This window comes from Paenibacillus sp. alder61, from assembly GCF_020179875.1.
GTDB classification, from domain to species: Bacteria; Bacillota; Bacilli; order Paenibacillales; family Paenibacillaceae; genus Fontibacillus; species Fontibacillus faecis.
This window is the reverse complement of record NZ_JAIUDG010000004.1, coordinates 1-23,914: the sequence shown is the minus strand read 5'-3', so window position 1 is coordinate 23,914 and position 23,914 is coordinate 1. Positions and strand designations below refer to the sequence as shown.

General features: G+C 56.7%; 15 protein-coding genes. 1 reads left to right on the top strand and 14 read right to left on the bottom strand.

Features of this window, described 5'->3' with window-relative positions:
- Positions 1–89 precede the first annotated feature (89 nt).
- A complete protein-coding gene (locus tag LBW89_RS05100) occupies positions 90–3,239 on the top strand; it encodes an alpha-mannosidase (RefSeq protein ID WP_148455315.1) in 3,150 nt (1,049 codons plus the stop codon).
- Between the two features lie 158 nt (positions 3,240–3,397).
- Here the strand turns inward: LBW89_RS05100 and LBW89_RS05095 are convergent, their stop codons facing one another.
- From LBW89_RS05095 to LBW89_RS05030, 14 genes are all read right to left on the bottom strand, one after another.
- A complete protein-coding gene (locus LBW89_RS05095) occupies positions 3,398–3,724 on the bottom strand; it encodes a DMT family transporter (protein WP_148455313.1) in 327 nt (108 codons plus the stop codon).
- A gap of 87 nt (positions 3,725–3,811) precedes the next feature.
- Positions 3,812–4,360 (bottom strand): TetR/AcrR family transcriptional regulator, encoded by a 549-nt coding sequence (locus LBW89_RS05090; RefSeq protein WP_148455311.1) that lies wholly within the window; start codon positions 4,358–4,360, stop codon positions 3,812–3,814.
- A gap of 4 nt (positions 4,361–4,364) precedes the next feature.
- The gene (locus LBW89_RS05085; RefSeq protein ID WP_211373341.1) at positions 4,365–4,787 is read right to left on the bottom strand and encodes a DUF5360 family protein; all 423 of its coding nucleotides are present in this window, start codon (positions 4,785–4,787) and stop codon (positions 4,365–4,367) included.
- Between the two features lie 167 nt (positions 4,788–4,954).
- Positions 4,955–7,696 (bottom strand): alpha-mannosidase, encoded by a 2,742-nt coding sequence (locus LBW89_RS05080; protein WP_225038687.1) that lies wholly within the window; start codon positions 7,694–7,696, stop codon positions 4,955–4,957.
- 97 nt (positions 7,697–7,793) lie between these two features.
- Complete coding sequence (locus LBW89_RS05075) at positions 7,794–8,789, bottom strand: glycoside hydrolase family 130 protein (RefSeq protein WP_213509117.1); 996 nt, start codon at positions 8,787–8,789, stop codon at positions 7,794–7,796.
- Between the two features lie 68 nt (positions 8,790–8,857).
- Positions 8,858–10,177, bottom strand: a complete 1,320-nt coding sequence (locus LBW89_RS05070) for a glycoside hydrolase family 125 protein (protein ID WP_225038686.1) — start codon at positions 10,175–10,177, stop codon at positions 8,858–8,860.
- Positions 10,178–10,472: 295 nt separating this feature from the next.
- On the bottom strand, positions 10,473–10,658 hold the full coding sequence (locus LBW89_RS05065; protein ID WP_148455301.1) for a hypothetical protein: 186 nt from the start codon (positions 10,656–10,658) through the stop codon (positions 10,473–10,475).
- Between the two features lie 44 nt (positions 10,659–10,702).
- The gene (locus tag LBW89_RS05060) at positions 10,703–13,933 is read right to left on the bottom strand and encodes an alpha-mannosidase (protein ID WP_225038685.1); all 3,231 of its coding nucleotides are present in this window, start codon (positions 13,931–13,933) and stop codon (positions 10,703–10,705) included.
- A gap of 3 nt (positions 13,934–13,936) precedes the next feature.
- Positions 13,937–16,234, bottom strand: coding sequence for a glycoside hydrolase family 3 N-terminal domain-containing protein (locus tag LBW89_RS05055; RefSeq protein ID WP_225038684.1), 2,298 nt, complete (start codon positions 16,232–16,234; stop codon positions 13,937–13,939).
- Positions 16,235–16,261: 27 nt separating this feature from the next.
- The gene (locus LBW89_RS05050; RefSeq protein ID WP_148455295.1) at positions 16,262–17,179 is read right to left on the bottom strand and encodes a carbohydrate ABC transporter permease; all 918 of its coding nucleotides are present in this window, start codon (positions 17,177–17,179) and stop codon (positions 16,262–16,264) included.
- Between the two features lie 22 nt (positions 17,180–17,201).
- Complete coding sequence (locus LBW89_RS05045; RefSeq protein WP_211373340.1) at positions 17,202–18,092, bottom strand: ABC transporter permease; 891 nt, start codon at positions 18,090–18,092, stop codon at positions 17,202–17,204.
- Between the two features lie 158 nt (positions 18,093–18,250).
- A complete protein-coding gene (locus tag LBW89_RS05040; protein ID WP_148455291.1) occupies positions 18,251–19,756 on the bottom strand; it encodes an ABC transporter substrate-binding protein in 1,506 nt (501 codons plus the stop codon).
- Between the two features lie 135 nt (positions 19,757–19,891).
- The gene (locus LBW89_RS05035) at positions 19,892–21,409 is read right to left on the bottom strand and encodes a response regulator transcription factor (protein WP_148455289.1); all 1,518 of its coding nucleotides are present in this window, start codon (positions 21,407–21,409) and stop codon (positions 19,892–19,894) included.
- Positions 21,402–23,231, bottom strand: coding sequence for a sensor histidine kinase (locus LBW89_RS05030; RefSeq protein WP_148455287.1), 1,830 nt, complete (start codon positions 23,229–23,231; stop codon positions 21,402–21,404). Before LBW89_RS05030 ends, LBW89_RS05035 begins: the two co-directional genes overlap by 8 nt.
- Positions 23,232–23,914 lie beyond the last annotated feature (683 nt).

The window sequence follows — 23,914 nt, the reverse complement described above, 5'->3', positions numbered from 1 at the left end:
AAGCACCTATTACCGAGGCCTATTCTCAGGCTTCGCCTTCCGAGGTTCCCCACGTTTGCCCCTTAGATTCCAAAGGGGGTTCTTTCCTGATGTTTCTCACTCAGCAGAAGCTGCAAGCGCGTATTCACGAATTGTCGTCTTACCGGTACCGTGACCGGAAACAAATCCCTTTCTTTTACAGTCTGGAGGATAAACGCCCTGAAATTAACCCGCCGCTTCCCGAGGTTTCGGACTCCTGGGACACGATGCGAACGGGCGATACTTGGAGCGGGCGCGATCTGTATTTATGGCTGTCATCCGAGGTCCCTATCCCGAAGGAGTGGTCCGGAAAAAAAATACTGGGACGCTTCGATTTCGGCGAAACCGGGGCAGGCAACAACTCCGGCTTTGAGTCCCTGTTTTATTGGCAGGGGAAACCTTATCAAGGCGTGGATTCGAATCATAAAGAGGTATTTCTTCCGGAGGAGGCGGCCGGCACGACGCAGCGGCTCCTGTTCCGGCTTTGGTCCGGTCTCGAAGGCGGCGGCCAGCCGAGAAACCAGACTCACGGCATCAAGCTTGCCGAGCTGTGCTGGCTGGATGAAGCCGTCGACGATTATTATTACACCGCCTTGGCGATCTCGGAGACGGTCGCCGTCCTGGACGAAAACTTGCCCGAGCGGGCGAAACTGCTGCAATTTGCCGACCAATCCCTGAGCTTGATCGATTGGCGGGCGCCCGGATCGGAGGGTTTCTACCGGTCCGTTCATGAGGCGAGAGAGTTCCTGAACGACCGCATCGACGGCATGGACAAGTCGTCCCTGGTCAACATCACTTGCATCGGGCACACCCATATCGATGTGGCCTGGCTTTGGAGACTGAAGCATACCCGGGAAAAATGCGCCCGCTCCTTCTCCACCGTCATGAGACTGATGGAGATGTATCCGGAGTATACGTTTTTGCAAACCCAGCCTCAGCTTTACGATTACGTGAAAGAAGATTATCCGGAATTGTATGCGGCCATCAAAGACCGGGTCGCGGAAGGCCGCTGGGAAGCCGGCGGCGGGATGTGGCTGGAAGCCGACTGCAATCTGACCTCCGGCGAGTCGCTCGTCCGCCAATTGCTGGTCGGGACCCAGTTCTTCAAGCGGGAGTTCGGCGCGGACTGCGATTATTTATGGCTGCCGGACGTCTTCGGCTACAGCTGGTCCCTCCCGCAGATTTTGAAAAAATCCGGGATTCATACGTTCATGACCACGAAAATCAGCTGGAACCAATACAACCGGATGCCCCACGATACGTTCAAATGGCGCGGCATCGACGGGACCGAGATTTTGACGCATTTCATCACCACCACGGAACCGTGGTCCCAGCCGGGGTCCTGGTTCTATACGTATAACGGGCAGATCGTTCCCAAGACGGTGAAAGGCAGTTGGGACGCTTACCGCGACAAGGAGCTGAACCAGGAGCTTCTGCTTTCCTACGGCTACGGGGACGGCGGCGGCGGCGTCAACCGCGATATGCTGGAGATGCGCCGCAGGCTCGACAAGCTGCCGGGGCTTCCGAATCTCGGAACCGGCCAAGCCGGAGATTATTTCCGCAAGCTTGGCGACACCGTCAACAACAGCGACAGCTACGTGCATACCTGGGACGGGGAGTTATATCTCGAATATCACCGGGGCACGTATACGAGCCAGGCCCACAACAAGCGGATGAACCGCAAGCTGGAGCTGCTGTACCGGGAAGCGGAATGGCTGAGCGCCTTCCGGAGCGTGCTGGAAAGCGATTGGTCGACGTACCCGTCCTCGGCGCTTGACGAAGGCTGGAAAATCATACTGCGCAACCAATTTCACGACATCATCCCGGGATCTTCGATCCGTGAGGTTTACGAGGACAGCAGGATCGAGTACGAAGAGGCCGAGCGGCTTGGGCTTCAGGCTTGGGACAACGCGGCTCAAGCGGTGGGGACCGTAGAGCAAGCCGGGGGATTTTTCTTCACGGTTTGGAATTCATCCCCGTGGACGGAAACCCGGCTGGCCGAGATTCCGATGGAGGCCGGATTGGAAAACGGCGTTTGGACCGACGCGTCCGGCAACCGCCTGGCCGTCCAACGGGGCGATACCATCTGGACCGTGGAGGTTCCCGACGTGCCTTCGCTCGGCTGCGCCGTCATCCGGTTCGAGCCCGCCGCGCAGGCGGCTGCGGAGCAGGCGTCCCCGTTCATTCACCGGGAGCGCGGGCTGACCACGCCGTTCTTTGAACTGGAGTGGAACGAACAGGGCCAGTTGACCCGGCTTTACGACCGCGAGGAGCAAAGGGAAATTCTTGCCAACGGCCAAAGAGGCAACCTGTTTCAGCTGTTTGAAGACAAGCCTCTCGCCCATGAAGCTTGGGATATCGATATTTTTTACCAGCAAAAATCGCGGGAAATCGGCGACCTTCAAGCATGGGAGGTGACGGAGTCCGGCCCGATCCGCACCGTGGTTCATTTCGTTTGGACTTATGGCGAATCCAGGCTTGAACAGGATATGATCCTGTATGCCGGCAGCCGCCGCATCGATTTCGTGACCGAAGCGGACTGGCATGAACGCCAGCAGCTGCTGAAGGTCGCCTTCCCCGTCGACGTCCGGGCTACGGAAGCCACGTACGACGTGCAGTTCGGCAACGTGAAGCGGCCGACCCATTGGAATACGAGCTGGGATGCGGCCCGCTTCGAAACCGTCGGCCATCAATGGGCCGATCTGTCCGACAAGGGGTACGGCGTCAGCCTGCTGAACGATTGCAAATACGGCTATGACATCAAGGACAATGTCCTGCGGCTCTCGCTGATCAAATGCGCGACGCATCCGGATATCGAAGCGGATCAAGGGTACCACCGCTTCACTTACTCCCTGTTCCCGCACCGCGGCGACTGGCTGCAGGGTGATACGGCCCGGGAGGCCTGGATGCTGAACAATCCGCCGCGCATATCTCCCGGGAACGCCCCGGCCCCGGCACGCTCCATGTTCCGGTTGTCCGGCGATACGGCCATGATCTCGGCGATTAAGAAGGCCGAGGACCGGGACACCGTGATCGTTCGCGTGCACGACTACTCCGGCAGCCGCAAGCCGCTTTGTCTGGAAAGCGATCTGACGATCGCGGCCTGGAGAGAGTGCGACCTGATGGAACGGGCCGATCAGGAATGGATTTCGTCCGAAGCCGTTTCATTCGTGCTTAACCCGTATGAAATCAAAACCTTCGAAATCGATTTGAAAGCATAGAAAAAAGGTACAGTCTCCTTGGCATACAAGGGACTGTACCTTTTTAAATGATATCTGCGAGTCCCGTGGCACCGGTTAGCTTCGGCGCAACCCTCCAGTGCACGGTCCCGCCTCGGTCCCGTATGAAATCGGGAGTCGGGGCGTCGGTCGGTTATGGCTTACCCGTGCGTATTTCCCGAGAACTGGAGCCCCATGACGCCGGCGATGATCAGCATCAAGCACACGGCCTTCATCCAATTCAAGTCCTCCTTAAAGAAGAGGATTCCGATGACCGCGATCAGGACCATGCCCACCCCCGACCAGATGGCATAGGCGATACTTACCTGCAGATTTTTCAGCGAAATGCCCAGCGACCCGAAAGACAGAATATAGAAGACGGCGACCGCGATGGTCGGTCCAAGCCGGGTGTACCCTTCGGACAGCTTCATAAACGTCGTCCCGCAAACCTCGAATAAAATAGCCAAAGCTAACCACATATAAGCCATGAGTTCCTTCACCTCTATATAAATGTTGCCCCTAACGGACGGGTGACGGGGGTTCCCCGTTCTTTTCCTCCCGGTTGGGAGCCGGGCTTAGTTCTTCAAGCGGATCCCGTCCAGCAGAATATCGACCATGTTTCTTAGCGCTTCGCCGGAGGTCATGTGTTCGGACCGCGTCTCCAGCAGCCGGTACATCGACCCCACGTACATCTGAATCAGCAAATCCAGATCAAAACGGCGAATCGTCCCTTCTCTCACACCTTCCTCGACAAGCTGCTCAACGCCCCTCCAGCCCTCGATGAGATACCGTTCGGCATGTCCCCAGGCTTCCGGATAGCTGCGCCGCAGATCATCCAGCAGACGGAAGTCTTTCGCCGCCAGGCTGCCGGGAAGCACAAGCAAGGCCTCGCGCAGTTTTTCCGCAACCGACAAGGAAGGGTCCTCCCGGATCGCCAGCTCCCTTCGCTTCATTTCTTCGATTTCCGCCAAAGTGAGGGCCGTGACCAATTCTTCCTTCGAAGCAAAATACTGATACAGCGTCTTGGAGCTGATGCCAAGCCGGGCAATGAGCTCGCGGATGGAGAATTTCAGCCCCCGGTACGCCAGCTCTTCCCTGGCCGCGCTCAAAATTCGTTCCCTCATCGGATTACGCCGCCCCTCTCCCTTTCGTCGGCTCGAGAGCCTGTTCAGAGCGAATCAGACCCGGAATGTAAAACCAAGGATACAGCAGTAAAAACAAGTTGGGAATCCACCAAACGGGATCAAAGTCAGCCCGGAAGCTCCAAAAGGCGATCGCTTGCAATCCCGAGCAAAAGGTCAGCACCATGGAGATCAAGGCCAGAGGCTGCCAAGCGGACCGCTGTTTGCGCCAAAGCGCCACCGACGCCAGCCCCGTCCCCGATATGAACAAATCCAGCGGCAAAAAAGACAAGTTCCAGGCCACCAGCAGCGGATTGCTGTAGTCCTGATACACATAAGACTTGGGAATCCACTGTAAAAAAGTGGCCGCCCAATAAGCAAGAAAGCCGATGTCGGTAAATAGCATCAGCCAGGATAAACTCCTTCGCATCATTTCTCCCTCCTCGAAAAACACGGAAAACATTAGTGTTTCTTCGTTTTCCATCCTACCTTGCCCGTTCTTATTTGTCAAACCCTGCATCAAAACACCAAAAAAGCGCGGGCTGCCGAAGGCTTTCTCCTCCGACATCCCGTGCTTTTCAATTTCGGCTTCTACACTTATCCCCTTACGCCGATCGTGACGATCTCGCATGGCCCGACCGGGAGGGAAAGGCCGCCTGCCGGATTGCCGGTCAACGGGAAATGCGCCTCCTCCAAAATGGTCGTTTTGTATAGCTGCTTGACCGGAATCTCCGGGCTGAACGTGAGTTCGGAGCCGCGGCGGCTCATGTTGAACCAGCGAAGCATCATGTCCCCCGTCTCCTCGTTGATTTTAAGCGAGGAGAAGGCCAGCTCCGCGCTCTCCCAGCGCAGCGGCGCCGCCAACGGCGCGATGCTTCCGGCATGAATTCCCGTCTGGGCCGCCGTCCATGGAACCTGGAACTGATAGGCTTCGGCGTAAGCGGCGAACGCCCCTTGCTCCCCGCCGCCATAAGGAATCAGTTCCAAATGGAAGGTATGCTCGCCGAGGCACTGCGCCTCCGGCGTCGGGAACAGGCCCCAGTCGCCCAATTCGCCGACGGCTCGCAGCAGCGTTACGGCGATCGTATTGCGGCCGTCCCGCAGCACCTCGTATTCATTCAGGCCGAGATTGGCTACGACCAATCCCGCTTCACCGTCGCCCAGCTCTACGAAAGCCTGCTGATGCTGGGTATTGCTGGGGTTTTCCCACTCGGGAGCCGGCTCGTTATCGCGCTCGGCTATTTCAAACATCGAGTCGGCCCGGTGTTTGGCCGCGGACAAATCGGTCGGGAACAGCATTCTGAGCCGATGGTCCTTCGCCTGATTGTTCAGCTTCGTCTCGATCCGTACCCCTTTGCTGCCGGCCTCCAGGGAGAGCACGGTGCGGATCTCCAGCGGTACGAGACGCTTGGCGCGCTGGGCTTTACGCTCAGGGTAATACACCAGCTCCCGCTGTTCCTGGTCCAGCAGCTCGTTGGCGGAAGCCGGAATTTCCCAGGCATGCACGATTTCCAGAGCGGCGCGATACGGCTTGTCTTCCAGTACGCGAATTTGCGCGGCGATCCCTTGGGTGGTCAGCGGCTTTTCGCCTTCAGGCTGCCGGTACATATACTCATTGCCGATGTCTCCCGTGTTCTCGTAAATGCCCAGATCCCGGTAGACGCGCCCCGATAGCTTATCGTTCAGGGAGAACGAACCGTCCTCGGCAATCTCGAACCGCAAGGCCTCGTTCTCCATGACGCGGTGGCCCGTCAGCAGCGACTTGGCCTTGGCCTGAGCCGCCTCATGCCGCTGCGCCCGCCGCACCCAGGCATACGCGCGGAGCCCGAGCGCCGGAACCGCCTCGGCGCGGAACGTGATCCGCACCTTGCGGCACATGTACGGCTGGCGGAACCGGTCATCCGGCAGGTCATAGCCGAACAGCAGGCCGAGATCCTCCACGGTGCAGGCGACCTCCCGGCCGCGGTCGTCCACCAGAACGCGGCCGGACAAATCCACCGCCCTCATCCGGCGGGCGGTTTCCTCCAGGCCAAGCCCGTCCCGCAGGTACAGGCGGGCGGCATCGATCTCCACCGCGATCACGCCCGACCGGGTCCAACCGGTCGTATTCATGGCGATCAGCGGAAGCGGGTCTTCGCCATAGGCGGCGAATCCCGTCGTATCGACCGCCTCGGCGACCGCCATCTTGCTGTCGTCGATAATCGCCTCCGCCACATGGCGGCTCTTGGCAAAGCGCGTGACCATCTCGCGATGCACCTCGTCCACACTGCAGCCGCAAATGCTGTCGTGCGGGTGGTTTTGCATCAACGTTTTCCACGCATACGTAAACAGATGGTGCGGATAATCCTTACCCAGCAGATGCGCGAAGGAAGCCAGCGGCTCGGCCACTTTTTCCAGCAGCGCCTGCCCTTCCTGGTTCATCTGCTTCAGATACACCCGCGCCGAGGCCGTGTTGACCAGCGTACCCCAGCCGTCCGTCCGCTGGCTGCGCAGCTCGCCCTTGACCGTGGACAGCTCCCGGTCCATCGCGCCTTTCAGCGACTGCAAATACTGCGGCAGGCTGGAGTGCACGAACTCGGTGTCCGGATAAAGCCGTGCCGCCGTTTCCAGCGCCTCCGGCAGGTCGAGCTGAACCGGCTGGTGGTCGCAGCCGTTCATAAACAGCAGCTCGTTCGTGGAGGCGTATTTCTCCGCGTCCGCCAGCTTGCGCTCCCAGTACAGTTTGGCTTCCGCCTCATCCACGGGCACCTCGTTGCCGTTGGAGTACCAGTTTGCAAACAGGATGCCGAGCACCTTCGAACCGTCCGGACCTTCCCAGAGCAGCTCGGAAAAAGAGGATTCGTAACCTCCGTCCGAAACCGTGTTGTTGAAGCCCGTCGGCTTCACGCCCCGTCCGAAAAAGACGTTGTCGATGCCCGACTGCTTCATCAGTTGCGGCGTCTGCCCGACCAGGCCGAACGTATCGGGGAAATAACCGATTTTGGCCGGTTCCCCGTACGCTTTGGCGTCCCGGTGGCCGATCTGCATGTTGCGCACATTGGCCTCGCCGCTCGTCAAAAACGCATCCTGCAAAATATACCACGGCCCGATCAGAATCCGGCCGTCCCGAATATGCTTCTCCAGCCGTTCCCTGTTTTCAGGCCGCACCTGGAGATAATCCTCCAGAATGATCGTTTGCCCGTCGAGATAGAAGCTTTTGAAGGCATCGCTTTGATCCAATTTGTCCAAAAGAGCATCGACCAACGCGACCAGCCGCACATGGTGCTTCTCGTAAGGCAGGTACCATTCCCGGTCCCAGTGAGTGTGGGAAATAAGATGGGCCGTTCTTTTTTTGTCCATGTCGATGGAGTCCCCTCGCTTTCTCGCGAATTGGTTTATGTTGTTTGTGTATGGCTCAATTGCTGCACTTTTGCATCTTATTGCCGCGGACTAAGAATTACGCTTCTTCCAGCGGATATTGCTCCATGTAGCTCAGCAGCTCATCCACGGTCGTGAAGGCCAATCCCGTCACGGTATCGGCGCAGCCATAGTAAATGGCGATCCGGCCGGTGTCGGCGTCCGTCAAGGCGGCGCATGGGAAAGTTACGTTCGGCACGTCCCCGACGCATTCGTACAGCGTTTCCGGACCGAGGATGTAATTGCGCGACCGGGCTTTGACGATCCACGGCTTGTCGAGGTCCAGCAGCGCGCAGCCCATGCGGTACACGAACCCGTTGCAGGTATTGATGACGCCGTGGTAGATCAGGAGCCACCCTTGGTCGGTTTCGATCGGAACCGGTCCGGGGCCGATTTTTTTGGACTGCCAGGCGGAAGCGTCCCCGTTGATCGTCCCCATCACATAGCGATGCTTGCCCCAGAAGGTCAGGTCGGGACTCTCGCTGTAAAAAATATCCCCGAACGGCGTGTGGCCCGTATCGCTCGGACGGCTCAGCATGGCGTAGCGCTCTCCGATTTTCCGCGGGAACAGCACCCCGTTGCGGTTATACGGCAAAAAGGCGTTTTCCAGTTGGTGGAACGTTTTGAAATCAGTTGTATAAGCGATGCCGATCGTCGGGCCGTGATAGCCGTTGCACCAGGTGATATAGTAGCGGTCGCCGATTTTGCAGACCCGCGGGTCGTAACGGTATTCCCGCTTGATCACTTCCTCGTCCCCTTCAAAAACGATCGGGTCGTGGTTGATGGTCCAATTTACGCCATCGTCGCTGAAGCCGGCAAAAATGTCCATGCTCACCGATCTGGAATCGCAGCGGAACACCCCGGCAAATCCGTCACCGAAAGGAACGACGGCCGAGTTGAACACGCTGTTCGAGTTCGGGATCGCGTGCCGCTCGATAATCGGGTTTTGCGAGTAGCGCCAAACCGGGGCGTTCAGGCCCTCGGGTTTATCCTGCCAAGGGATGTTTTTCAGGGATTCGCCGATAATTTTGCTCATGATCAAGTCTCCTTTTTCCGGAATATTGTTAATTGTAGATATTGTAGATAACCTAGATATTGCAATTCTTACAAAATGCCTTCCTTCATCGCCCGGTACACCAGCTGCGAGAACAGGCTGTTCGACCAGGCGAACCATTTGCGCGTAAACTTATGGGGATCGTCGGCGTGGAAGCCTTCGTGCATGTACCCGGTGTCCGCGTCGGTCGCTTCCAGCATCGCGATCATCTCCAGCTTCTCTTCCTTCGTCTGCGCTGTAATGCCCTGCATGGACAAAGCCATATGCCAGATATAATCCTTCGGCGTGTGCGGGCTTCCGATGCCCCGGGCCGCCTTGCCCTCAAAATAGAACGGATTCTCCTTGCTCAGCGCAAACCGTCTCGTATTCTGATAAACCGGATCGTCCGCGTCCACATAGCCGAGATACGGAATGGACATTAACCCCGGCGTGCCCGCGTCGTCCATCAGACAATAATTGCCGAACCCGTCGGTTTCGTAGGCGTAGATCGGTCCGAATTCCGGATGACGGTAGATGCCGTAAAGCTTAATGCCGTGGTCCACTTCGAATTCCAGTTCTTTCAATTCGGCCAGGAAAGCCAAATCGCGGAACACCCACTCGGCAAACTCCTGCATTTGGCGCAGGGCGACGACCGCGAACATATTGCCCGGAATGTTGTAATGGAAATCGCAGGCATCGTCGCTGGAACGAAAGCCCGACCAGATCATTCCGGTGTAATTGACCGGCATGCCCAGCCCGCCGTTGCGCAGCGAGTCCTCGGGAATCCCGTTGTTCCGGGTGAACCGGTACGGGGACTGCTCGAAATGGCGCTGCTCGGTTTTGAACAGCTCGTAAATCCGCCGCATGGCCGCTTTGAACCCGGCGTCGAAAATGTCCGCGCGCCCCGTCTCTTTCCAATAGGTGTACGCCAGGCGGACGACAAAGCATAACGAATCGATCTCGAATTTGCGTTCCCAGACCCACGGCGACATCTCGGTTTCATCGGTCGTATTCCAATGCCAATCGTTGGCCGATTCGTTAAAGGCGTTAGCGTACGGATCAATGTGAATGTATTGGATGTGCCTTTTGATCAGCCCCGCGATGATCCGCTGTAAATCGGAATCCTCCTTCGCCAGCGGCACGTAGTGAATGACCTGTTCCACGGAATCGCGGAGCCAGCAGGCCGGGATGTCCCCGGTAATGACGAAGGTCGTGCCGTCGTCCAGCAGCTTGGTCGTCGTTTCCAGCGTATTCGGAAAGCAGTTTTTGAATAGCTGCAGCAGCTTGGGCCGATGGGCCAGCTTCTCCTCCGCTTCGCGCAAAACGTCCTGTACGGCGGCGGGAAGCGTAAGCGGCGGCATCGATATTTTGGGGAGTCTGAATTGTTCCATGGGGCAGTTCCGCTCCTTTTAATGAAATTAAAAATGAAATTAAAATTGAAATGATCTCTTTAACGGGAATTCCTCCCGTTATTTCAGATACGATGGGCCTTTGGCTCGGGTTTAACGGGAAAACCTCCATTTATTCCACGCTCCCAGACGCAAAATCCCCCTATTTCGGGAAATTAACTGGAGCTTTTCCACCTAATTCATCCCTGCAGCCACAAAGGCTAGTAATTATCGAGAGAAAATCCCGTTAATCCAACCTGACACATTGGATCTGACACCCACCCGTAAATTTCTCTTGTCACTCGCCGATATTAGCGGCGTTTTTGACCGCTATTTCGCCCAGATTCGCTTTTTCGGAAAGAATAGCGGCTAAAAAGGGCCCTATTTCTCTGGTGCGAGCCCAAAAATCCGGTTTTTGCCCGACTTTCTCTAATATAAGGCCCCAAATGACCGCTATTTCACACCAAAGAGCCAATTTCGACAAAATAGCGCCTCTTAAAGCCGTTATCCTCTCCCTGCCCCTTCGGGCTAGCTCTTTATCTTCAGGGTCTTGATTTCGTAAGGAGCAAACTCCAGCAAGATCCGCCCTTCGCTCTCCTCCACCGGCTCCAGCTCCCGCTCCAGCGCGTCGGACCGGAAAACTTGCCCGTGCGGCAGGTTCCAGGTTAGTTCCGCACGTTCGCGTCCGCCGGCGGATTCATAGAAGCGCAGCACGACGCCGCTGCCGTCTTCGGCCGGCTTGACCGTATCGAGCACCGCGTGCCGGCCCGTAAAGCCGATTAGCGACTGTACCGGCGGCAGCGATCCTTCCCCTTCCGCCCGGGCTTCGCAGGCGGCTACTGCCGGCTCGTGGTTCAGTTCGGCCGCGGCGCGCACCGTGTGCGCCGTCTGCCAATCGCCGGCATGCGGATACAGCGAGTAAGTGAACTCGTGCTCGCCCAAATCGGCGGTCACGTCCGGCCATTTCGGCGCCCGCAGCAGGGAGAGGCGAATCGTGCTCCCCTGTACGTCGTAGCCGTATTTGCAGTCATTCAGCAGGCTGACTCCGTATCCCCGCTCCGAAACGTCCGCGAACCGGTGGCCGCACACTTCATACTGCGCCTGCTCCCAGCTCGTATTGCGGTGCGTGGGCCGCTCCAGCGCACCGAACGGAATTTCGTAGGTCGCTTTATCGGTCACGACATCGATCGGAAAACCGACCTTCAGCAGCTTATGGGCTTCGTTCCAGCGGACTTTGGTGCGGAAGTCGATCCGCCGGTGATGATGATACAGGATCAGGTCCTGCGTCATCTCCGATTGGCCGATGCTCCAGCGGAAGCGCAGCACATCGCGGATCGGTCCGCGGGAGACCAGCCTGCTCTCCAGCAGTTCCGCCCGTCCGGCGGGCTGCTGTTCGTAACGGCTGTCGATATCCCAGGCGTCCCAGAGGGTCGGACGGTCATGGAAGAAATGAAACCGGTTGGCCGCTTCGCCCGGCTTCACGATCTCCCGGTCCGCCGCTTTGTCCCACAAGCTGACGATTTCCCCTCGTTCATTGAACTTGAGCCGGTAATGTATCGTTTCCCAAGCACCGGAGAAGGAATGCTCTCCGGTCTCGGTCTGAGTCTGCGTCTGCGTCCGGTTCTCAAATTCGGTCTCAGCCTCCGTCCCGATCTCAGCCTCCGCTCCTACCCCCGGCTCCCGGGACGCGGCGGCCGAATCTACGGCTCCCGCCGGCGCCGCTCCGCTTCGCAGCCAGATCGTCCTGTAGCCGAAAGCCGGAATTTCCGGCACGCGAACGCAGGCGGCTCCTTCTTCGCCAACCGTTCCGGACAACCGGTCCAACTCCAGGTCAAGCCGGCCCCCGTTTTCGTCGAAGGCGGCAACGTCTCCAACAAACCCATGGTCGCGGATCTCGACCACCGCCTCGCGCGGCCAACCAAGGCTGTTAAATATGATATAGGGCTTACCCTCGCCTGCCGTGGCCACCTGTCCGGCCATCGCCTTCAGCCCCTGTGCCAATCCGGCGCGGCCTTTTTCGAAAATCTCCGTATACTCCTTCTCGGACGTCTCATACGCTTCCGTAATCGCCGATCCGGGGATGATGTCATGAAACTGGTTCAACAGAATGAGCTTCCATCCGTCCTCCAGCAAGGACCGCGCCTCGCGCCGCCGCTCCTCCGGCATCGCCGGAGCCGCCAGCGTGTTCCAGACCTCCGCTTCGCGATAGAGGATTTCCGCCTTCCGGTTATTCCGTTTGTTGCGGCCATGGGTCGTGTACGTACCCCGATGCAGCTCCAAATACAGATCGCCGTGCCAGGACGGTAGCTGCGGCCGTACCGCCTCCATCCCGGCAAAGAACGCCGCGGCCGTGCTGTACGCGCTGGACGGCTGGCCGACCATCAGCTCGGCGCGGTCGATATATTCCAGCATCTCGCGGGTGACGCCACCACCACCGTCGCCATGCCCGTAAAGCAGCATTTGCTCGGGATGAACGGCTTTTTCCCGGTAAGACTGCCAATGATCATGAACATCTTTGGGCAGCGTGTTCTCGTTGACGCCGTGATTCAAATAGGAGAGCATCGGCGTCCCGTCGATGCCGACCCAGTGGAACAAATCGTACGGGAACACGTTCGTGTCGTTCCATCCGAGCTTGGTCGTCATAAAATAGCGGACGCCGCCGTGACGTAAAATTTGCGGTAGCGAGGCGCAGTAACCGAATGTGTCCGGCAGCCACTCGATATCCGAGGTCCGGCCGAACTCCTCCAGATAAAACCGCTGCCCGTACAGCATTTGGCGCATCAGCGATTCCCCGCTGGGCAGGTTCAGGTCCGGTTCGACCCACATGCCGCCGACCAGTTCGATCCGCCCTTCCTGGATCCGCTCCTTCACCCGCGCGTAAAGATCGGGATCATTGTCCTTCAAGTAGGCGAACAGCTGCGGCTGGCTTTGGGCGTACCGGTACTGCGGGTATTCGCGCATTAAGGCGTCGACCGTCGAGAAGGTCCGGCTCGCTTTGCGCACCGTTTCCCGGGCCGGCCACAACCAGGCGATATCGATATGGGATTGCCCGACCATATGGATCAGCCCCTCGGCGTTACCGCCGATCGCTTTGACGCGTGCCGCAAGCCGCTCTTCCACTTCCGCGATGGCGCGGCCTTCGCGAATCGCCGCTTCATCCAGCCCGGTAAACTCGTCCATGGCCGTATGGAGCGCCTCGAACAGCCGGGTGCGCCGGAAATCCTGCTCGGGCAGCAGCACGGCCGAATCGCGTACCACGGTCGCGGTATACATAAGGCTCTGTACCGGCCGGTTCACCCTCACAAGCCGGCTGTCGATCGCCGAGATCGGGGGATGGATGACCGCCTGACGGTTGAGCGGATCGACCGGCTCCGGAATCGGATCAAACAGCTCGATCTCCAGCTCCAGCGCTTCCCCCGCTTCGGTTTGCGGCAGTGTTACGAACGTATGATTCCGGTCCAGCCCCTGAAACGACTTGCCGTTGATCCGCAGCAGTCCTTCGCCACCGGAGGCGAAGACCAGACCCGTGTGGCTGCCCCGCCATTCGTCGGGAACCGACAGCCGGGTCCGAAAGAAATACGTCGTTCCCTGCGTACTCGGAAATCTTGCGTAATTCCCGCCTTCCGGATACGCCGCTTCCGCGGTGTATCTGCCGGGAACTTCGTAGATAGAGGTAGTGATGCTCCAATCTTGCAGCGCGATCTCCTCCAACCACTGCACGTCCGCCAGTTCCCGAATAAACCGTTTGATCCGTTCCATCCCTTAACCCTCCCGCACGATGAGCTTGGCGCTCCAAGTTTCGTTCACATGCCTGCCGACATGAATCCGGAATTCCCCCGGTTCCACGACCGGCTTGTAATCGCGGCCGATATACTGCAATTCCTCCGCACCGACGGTAAATTCCACCCGCCGGGTCTCGCCGGGCCCCAGGTAAACTTTGCGGAAGCCCTTCAGTTCCATAGCCGGCCTTGTCACGGCGCTGGCCACATCGGTCACGTAAAGCTGCACAACCTCCGCTCCGGCCCGGCTTCCCGTATTCGTCACGTCCACCGCGATCTTCGCCGTTCCGTCCGGCGGGATCGAGGCAGGCTGTACGGTCAGATTCGCATAGCCGAACTCCGTATAGCTCAGCCCGTAACCAAACGGGTAGCGCGGCTGCGCATCGTCTTCCAGGTATCTTTTGCCGCGCGAACGCTTGCCGTTGTAATACACCGGAAGCTGGCCGACATGCTTCGGAATCGAGACCGTCAGCCGGCCGGACGGATTGACATCGCCGAACAGCACGTCGGCGACGGCGTGTCCGCCCTCCTGGCCGGGGTACCAGGCTTCCAGAATCGCATCGGCATGCTCGTCGATCCAGGGCTCGGCGATCGGCCGGCCGTTAATATATACGACGATCAGCGGCTTGCCCAGTTTGTGGACTTCTTGGATCAATTCCAGCTGCACCCCGGACAGCCGCAGCGACATCCGGTCGATGCCCTCGCCGCAGTCCATGTCGCTCTCGGCGTTACCGGTGACCTTGGAAGCCCCGGTTCTCAGATCGATGCTGCCTTCGCCGAAATCGCGGGCACTGGAGCCCCCGACGACCATCACGACCGTGTCCGCCCGCTCCGCGCAGGACAGGGCGAACTCAAAACCTTCGCGGGAGTCGCCTTTAATCCGGCAGCCCGGCGCATACAGCACCCGTTCCGGCGTGTCCGCCAGCTTGCCGCGGATTCCGCCCAGCACGGTCGTGACCTTCGACCTCGGCTGCGGAGAGGTGTAGTCGCCGAGCTGGTTGTAATGGGCGTCGGCGTTCGGGCCGATGACAGCGATCTTGCCGGCCGCCGCCGACAGCGGCAGCACGCCGCCTTCGTTTTTCAGCAGCACAATGCCCTCGCCCGCGATTTTCCGGGCCAGCTCCACATGTTCGCGGCTTCCGATCATCGCCTCGGCCCGCGCCGGGTCGGCATATGGCGCCTCGAACAGGCCGAGCCGGAACTTCAGCTCCAGCACGCGGCGGACCGCCTGGTCCACCACCGCGGTATCCAATCGGCCGGCACGAACCGCTTCCGCCAGGTGCTTGCCGAACATTTCGCCGGACATCTCCATATCGATGCCCGCCTCAATCGCTTGAATTGCGGCCTCCTCTCCGTCCCCGGCCACATCGTGGCCGGACGCCAGCATATCGATCGCGCCGCAATCCGTTATGACCATGCCGTCAAAGCCCCACTCGCCGCGGAGCACGCCGTCCAACAATTCCTTGTTGGTCGTGCAGGGCACGCCGTCGATCTCGTTGTAAGCCGGCATGATCGAGGCCGCGCCGGCCTCCACGGCTTTGCGGAACGGCAGCAGGTCGACCTCAAGCAGCTCCCGCCGCCCCATATGCACCGGTCCCGCGTTTCGGCCGCCTTCGGAGCTGCCGTAGCCAACGAAGTGCTTCAGGGTCGCGGCGACGCTGTCTTCGCTGTCCAGCCGCTCTCCCTGCAGCCCTTCCACCGAGGCCGCGGCCATTTGGCCGATCAGATAGGCGTCCTCCCCGAAGCATTCTTCCGTCCGCCCCCAGCGCGGGTCCCGGACGACATCCAGCACCGGGGAATACGTCACCGCGCCGCCCTGGCTGCGGGTTTCCCGGGCGACTGCCCGGCACATCTCCCGGTACAGATCGACGTTCCAGGTGCTGCCGAGCGACAGCGGGACGGGGAAAACCGTCGCCCCGATGGCCATATGGCCGTGTGAGCACTCCTCCCCGATCAGAATCGGAATCCCGAGGCGCGAGTGTTCGATCGCGTAGCGCTGAATTTCGTTGACCGCCTCCGCGCCGAGGCGCGGCGACAGCCCGCTTTCCAGCGTGACGCCCGTCCACGGGTCGGCCCGCAGCACGCCGTACAGCGAGCCCACGCCGCCGTTCTCGACCTGCCGTTTGAACGACTCGGCCAGCTTTATTTTTCCGTCTATATGCTCATAGGTCTGCCAGCCGAACGGCTGGATCAGCTGACCGACCTTTTCTTCCAAAGTCATCAGCCCGAGCAGGTGCTCTACCCGCTCCCCAATCGGTTTGGTTTTGTCTTTGTAGATCATGGTTTCCACTCTCTCCTCCGGATGATCTTATTCTTTAACGGCACCTACCGTCAGACCCTGAATGAAGTAACGCTGGAAGAACGGATATGCGAAAATAATCGGCCCCGTCGCAAGCACCACCATCGCCATGCGCGACGTATCCTGAGGCAGCGAACGCAGCGCCTCCAGGCTGAGCGAACTGTTTTGCGAATTTTGCAAAATGAACTGCATACTGGTTTCGATCCGCATGAGCATGGATTGCAGCGGCACCAGATTCGGATTATCGATATAAAGCAAGGCGTTGAACCAATCGTTCCAGTAGCCCAATGTGCTGAACAAACCGATGGTGGCGAGACCCGGAAGGGACAGCGGCAGGACCAGCTTGAGAAAAATCCGGAATTCCCCGGCCCCGTCGATTTTGCCCGATTCGATGATGGCGTCGGGTACGCTGGTACTGTAAAACGTACGAAGGATCATGATGTAAAACGCGTTCACCGCCAACGGTAAAATCAAAGCCCAAATCGTATCCTTCAGGTGGAGCAATTGGGTCACGATGATGTACGTCGGCACCAGGCCGCCGTTGAACAACATGGTGAAGAACGCGAAAAAAGCAAAGAAATTGCGGAATTTAAAGCTTTTGCGCGAGATCGCGTAAGCGTAAAAAGCGATGAACAGCAAGCTGATCATCGTCCCCACTACCGTGACGAAGATCGTCACGCCGTAGGAACGAAGCAGGGTGTCCCCCGTTTGAAACACATAACGGTAAGCTTCCAGACTCCATTGGGACGGAATCAGCTTATAGCCGTCGCGCGCCAGCACGCCCTCGTCGGTGAAGGAAATAATGACGACGAACAAAAACGGAAACACGCAGAGAAAGGCGAAAATACCGGCAAAAAGGTTGAACACCACATTCCATGGCGTCGATAACTGATGAAAATCGCGTACTTTGACAGTTCTCGCAGACACGTTACCCACTCCTTTCGATGTATTAGAACAAGGCGCTATCCTTGTCGTATTTGCGCACGATATAGTTGGACGTCATCACCAGCACAAAGCCGACGACCGACTGGTACAGACCCGCGGCGGTGCTCATGCCGATCTCCCCGGTCGTTTTCAGCCCGCGGTAAACGTAAGTATCGATTACGTTCGTTACCGAATAGAGTGCGCCGGAGTCTCGCGGTACCTGGAAGAACAATCCGAAATCCGCGTAGAAGATTTTTCCGATTGCCAGTAAGGTCATGATCGTAATGATCGGCTTCAGCAGTGGAATCGTAATATTGCGGATTTGCTGAAATTTGCTGGCCCCGTCGATCATCGCCGCTTCATACAGCGATTTGTCGATCCCCATGATCGCCGCCAGATAAACGACGCTGTTGTAGCCGACAGCCTTCCACAAATAGACCAGAATCAGAATATAGGGCCATACTTTAGGGTCGGAATACCACTGCATCGACTCGGCGCCGAAGGATTTAAAAACTTGGTTCAGCAGCCCGCGGTCGGCGCTGAGGAAGCTGAAAGCGAAATAGCCGACGATAACCCAGGACAGAAAGTAAGGTAGGAACATCCCGGTCTGATAAATCTTGGCCAGCCGCTTGTTGGCGATTTCGCTCAATACCACGGCCATCAGCACGGAAAGGAACAGGCCCAGAAAAATGAACGCAATGTTGTAAAGCAGCGTGTTTCTCGTAATGACGAACGCATCGTTCGTGCTGAACAAAAATTTGAAGTTGTCCCAACCGACCCATTTGCTGTTGACGATGCTGGCCCAGAATCCGTCCCGGCTGAAGCGGTATTGCTTGAAGGCGATAATCGTGCCGAACATCGGCAGATACGAAAAGAAGAGGAACCATAACGCTCCCGGAAGAACCATGAACAGCATGACTTTATTTGTATTGATATCCCGAAAAAAACCGCCTACCCTTTTCACGCGAATCCCTCCTGATCGCTAAAATTTTATCGCACGGAGTGTGAAAAAGACCGGGCGTAAGGCTCATCACCCGCCCGATCTTCTCTATGCCTCCAAGTGCCTGATGCCGATTACTTGTTGTTTGCGGCTCTCCACTCGTCGATTTGTTTTTGCGCTTCGGCGATAATTTTGTCGAGACCGGCCGCTTTCAGTTTTTCGTTTGCTTTCGGCAGATACTCGTCCGGATCGACCGTTCCTGTCATCAGGGAAGACCAAAATTCTTCTTTCGCGTTCTGTACGGCGGCGATTTCATTCGTCACTGCGGAAGTATCAAAGTTGAAGCCCAGCAGCGGAGCGTTGATGCCGGACGCGTTGAATTTTTTGAACTCTTCCCATTTGTTGTCCGAGTCGCCTTCGTTCAGATAAGTGATCATGATGTTTCCCAACGAGAACGTCGGCATGTCGTAGTTCTTGCCTTCCGGCAAATTTTTGATCATTGTATCGTTCACTTTTTCATAGTGAACGCCTTCAATCCCGGAATCGATCAAATTACGCAAGTAAGGGTCGGTGTTCAGCAGATTCAGGAATTCCATCGCTTTCTCCGGATGCTCGGAGTTCGCGGAAATGGCCTGCATGGATCCCATTACGGACCAGTTAAAGATGTAAGGCTTACCGGCCGGCGTGGAAACGACAGGGTAACCGTAACTTGCGGACCAGAGGTTATCGGCGAGCGGCTGGGTAGACGCGCGGTCCATAAACCACTTCCCGGATTTATACAAATCTTCCACCGAGGTCGTGGTTGCTACTTCCGGAGAAATGTAACCGGCCTTGTAGTATTTGCGAACGGTTTCAAGCGCCGATTTGGCTTCCGGCGTTTCCAGCATGTTGACGACTTTGTAGTCCTTCGTATCGAGATACACGGCCATCGGCATCTTTTCGATGACATAGTCGAAAGGCATGACCGGCATGAAGTCTTTCACCATCGCGTAAGGGGTAATGCCCGGTTCTTTCTCCTTAATCGTTTTGAGCATCGGCTCCAGACTTTCCATCGTAGTGGCCTGGCTTAGATCCAAATTGTACTTATCGAGCAGTTCTTTGTTAAAGCGCCAAACCTCCTGAGCGGGCAGTTCCTTGTTGGCCGGAATCGCATAGTTGTGTCCGTCGACCTTGGAGCCTTCGAGGAACGCCGGGTCAAGCGCTTCTTTGATGCCCTGGCCATGCTTTTCAAGCAGTTCATCCAGTTCCATAAAAGCGCCTTTGCGGGCATTTTGCACATAATCAAAAGCCCACGAGCTGGTAAACATGATATCCATCGGCTCGCCGGAAGCGGCCATAACCTGCATTTTTTGCGTATAGTCACCGAAGTCGATCATTTTCATATCGATGGTTGCGTTGATTTTTTCCAAGGTGTACTTGTTGACTTCCTCCACGACGCGATCCAAATCTTTTTGAGGAGCACCGATCGTGTACCAGATCAGTTCGACCGGCTTCTCGGCTTTGGCCGAATTGCCCGAACCCGCCGCATTGCCGGTTTTGTCGCCCTCCGATTTGCTTCCGCCCCCGCAAGCGCTAACAATTAACGTAAGCGCAACCAACGAAGCCAGCAGCATGGAGAAGCTTTTTCTTTTTTTGCTCATCTTAGTAAACCTCCCTTTTGATGTGGAACCACTTAATCTAGTTTCACTTTATGACATGAAAGCATTTTCAAATAGAAGATAAAATAAATAAATCGTGTTCAAAATAAAGAAAAGAGCCTGCCAGCGAAACGTTCGCTAGCCAAGCCCTTTGAATTCCGTTGGAGATATCCCCACATATCTCTTAAATTGCTTATAGAAATATCCGGTCTCCCAGTAGCCGACCTGACGAGCGATTTCATGGACTTTCTGGTGCGTCGTCTTCAGCATTTCCTTCGCCTTCTCGATGCGATAACGGTTGACGTATTCGGTAAAGGACTCCCCGACTTCCTTATGAAAAAGCTGCCCCAAGTACACCGGATGGATTTTGTACGTATTGCCCAGCGTTTTGAGCGAAAGGTCCTGATGGTACCCCTCATGAATGGTGTTCAGCACTTGCTGAACGACCGGGCTCTTGACGTCCCGGTTTAAAGCCTCGATGGCCGATGCGGCGGTTCTTTTGACAATCTCGGCCAGTTCCTCCAACGTATCCGCCGACCTTATCCTTTCAATTCCGCCCGTAAATAGCCCCGGGTCCTCCGTGTGGCGGACCTCCTGCAGCTCCATCTTGAACCGGAGCATCCATTCCAGGGCGATTTCCTGCAGGTAGGCCGGCGTTACTGCGCCCTGTTCCCCCAGCCTCGAAAGCTCCCGGCCGATCAGGGCGTCCAGCCCCTCTTGGTCCCGGGCAAGCAGCAGCCTCGTGCTTTCGCTCCAGTCGATCGAAGACGCCCGGGCCCTCTCGGTCCGGTCCTTTAATTCTTCATGACTGATCACTCCAAGCTCGGGAGAAATCATGAAGTACTCCTGGGCTTTCTTCGCATTCTCATAGCTGATAAAAGCCCGTTCCTCCTTCTCTTCCACGCTGCCGAGCGAAATTTGCAGGCGATGGGGAGACAGCTTTGCGGCCAGCAGGCTGATGAGTTCTTTCGCTTCCCGCCCGCCCCGGCCGGGCTCCTCAAAATTGTGAAGCAGCACCAAATCCCCGTCGTTGTCCCGGAACGGAATGACCTCCGGTATGCCCTTCAGCTCCCGTTCGACCCGGCTATAGATGTCGGCGGCAGGGGCCTCCCGGACACGGAGCAGGGACACGAGCACCCAAGGCTTGTCCAGGTTAAGCCCCAACAGATCGGCTCTTTCCCGGAACTCCTGAACACCGATCTGGTTATACATCCACCGGTTCATCACATTATCCCGCAGGATACGGGTGCTGTATTCATTGAAGGCCTCATGGGTCCGGGTCAGGTCCAGCTTGTTCCGAACCGTGGTCAGGGTAGCCGTGAATTCCTCCAGATTAATCGGCTTCAGCAAGTAGTTCTCGATGCCCAGCGCCATGCCTTCTTTCAGATAGGCGAATTCGTCATACCCGCTGAGCACGATGACTTTCAGATCCGGCTTGAATTCACGCGACGCGCGAATCAAATCCAGACCGGTCATCTGCGGCATCGAAATATCGGTAATGAGAATGTCGGCCGGCTTCTCATGGAGCGCTTGTAGCGCGTCGCTGCCATTCTCGGCGTGTCCTACGATCTCCATCCCCAGCCGGGACCAATCGACGATATCGTATAAGCCTTCGATGATAAAAGGTTCGTCGTCCACCAAAAATACCTTATACATTCAGGTCACCCTCCTCCAGTTCGGGAAAAGTCACGACCACCGTCGTACCTTCGCCCTCTACGCTGCTTACTTCCACCCCGCAGGTCTCCCCGTACAGCAGCTTCAACCGTTCATGGATGCTACGCAGCCCGAAGGACTCCGCGTACTCATCGGGCTTGTGCAGCCCGAGACGGATTTCCTCCAGCCTGTCCGGTGGAATGCCCCGCCCGTTATCCTTCACCTCCGCGCGAATCATTCTCCCTTCCGAAGGAAGGACGGAAATCGAGACGGCGTTGTCCGCCCGGTCGGTCCTCAGCCCGTGAATGATGTAATTCTCGATGATCGGCTGCAGGGACATTTTTAATACGGGCTTCGTCTCCAGCTCTTTGTCACAATAAACTTCATAGGACAGCCTGTCCTTATAACGAATCCGGAACAGCTCGAGATAAAGCCGGCACGCCTCCAATTCATCCTTCAGCGTGTAGTTGCGCTTTTGCTGCACATAGTTTTTGAACAGCATGGACAGGCTGTAAATCATCTCGCCGACATCCTTGGCCCCTTGGGACACGGCTCGCATGCGGATCACTTCCAGCGTATTGTACAGAAAGTGGGGGTTCACCCGGGATTCGAGCGCTTTCAATTCCGCCTGCTTTTGCTTGATTTCCGCTTTGTACACCCGGTTAATGTAGATGTTGAGATTATCCAGCACGCTGTTAAAGCTTTTGGAGATCAGGCCGAGTTCGTCATCGCGGTCATCCTTGATCCGGACGGTCAGATCACCGTTTCTCACCTGCCGGGTGAAGCGGACGATGCCGTAAGTCCGTTTGGCAAAATTACTGATAAACAGAGACGGCAGGATGATTGCCACCATAATGCAAATCGCGCTGATCGTTACGATCGTGTTCCGTAGCCCCCGGTACGTCTTGGCCAGTTCTTCCTCCGGCACCGTGCTGAGGACGGTAAACCCGCCCTGACTTTGCGTTAGCTTCGTCACGATCAGCCCGTTCCCTATCGTCCCGTTGTCGTAAACGGAATTCACCTGCTCGAAATACGGATACTTCTGGCCGTAATACATCCCCGAGCTGTCGAACAGCACCTCGCCTTTGCCCGAAAGGACCAAAATCTGACCCTTTAAGTTATCCTTATATCGCGCCAGGCTCTCCTGCACGCGGGCCGTGTCGAAATAGACGACCAGCTGCCCCATATTCCGCAGGGACTGATTGTTGTTGACGGGAACCCTTACCGAATACATCGGCGTTTCCGGCATGCCGATCGTTTTGCGGATCCAAACATTCGGCAGCGAGACTTTGGCGTCCTCATCCAGGTACATGACTTCGGGTACATAGGAGCGGGAAGCGTTCGTGGGTACGATTTTGAATTGCTTGAAGCTGTTGTAGACGTAAAGCTGCTGCAAATCCGCGCTGTACAGCATAAGGCTCATGATATCATGGTCGTCCTCGACCCGGTTCCGGAAATACTGGACCGTATCCGTTGTGGAGCCCGTCCCCGTGTCGCTGAAAAAACGGTCCAATCGATACCTGATGTAATCCTGATAGGGGTGCTCCAGAAAATAGGCCGTATTGTAAGCCAGCTCCCGGTCGCGGAACATGTCCCGCAGCATACGGTGAACCGACTCGTACTTCCCGGCGACATAATTGGAAACGCTCTCTATTGCGCTTTTCTGAACGTCCATCTGCCGCTCGACGGCCGCCTCCGACATCACCTGATACATCAGATAGGAGAAGGTTATAATCGTCAGGATCATGATCATGGAAAAGAACAGGATGATTTTCATGAACAGATTGTTTTTGAAATATTTACGGTAAATGCCGCCCACGATCATGTCGCCCCCTTTCCGCCGGTCTGATTCATGAGCATTATAACACGCCTGGCAGGGATAGATTGCGTTTTCATAGCAAGAGAAATATTGACAACTAAGCTAACGCAGCGCGACGGAGTGTGTCCTTATTATCCACCCGACCGAACCATCCGTCGTTAGCTTTGTCCCGCCCCCTCCGGGGCGGGCGTAGAGATTTAACGGGGAATCCTCACGTTAATTCGAGCCGGGAGGCACGCGATTCACATTTACCTGGAGAATCTCCAGGTAATTTGGAACTGTGGCCTTCTCTCGGCGCCACTTTAGCAGAATTAGCTGGAGAAATTCCGCCTAATTGTACCCATATGGACGAAATGCGCAATATTAACGGGGGGGTTTCCCGTTAATGAACTGGCCTCAAAAAAAGCGTACTCCCGGCATCGGTTCGAGCCAAGGGTACGCGTCTTATTGTTTATGCAATTGCAACTAAATGCCCCGACAGAAACCTTAATGACATAGAATTCCTGCATAAATGCATGTTTTTTTCCTGTGCGGAACAAGAATTTCAAAATACCTGCAATTCTGGTTACTACTTAGGACTTCCTGCTTAAGTGCGGGAAGTTTTTTTTTCTATAAAAAAGGGTTTATAACTCTTTTGTCAAAAAGGTAAGTTAATCCAATTCATGAGAGGAGCGTCACCCATGCATCTA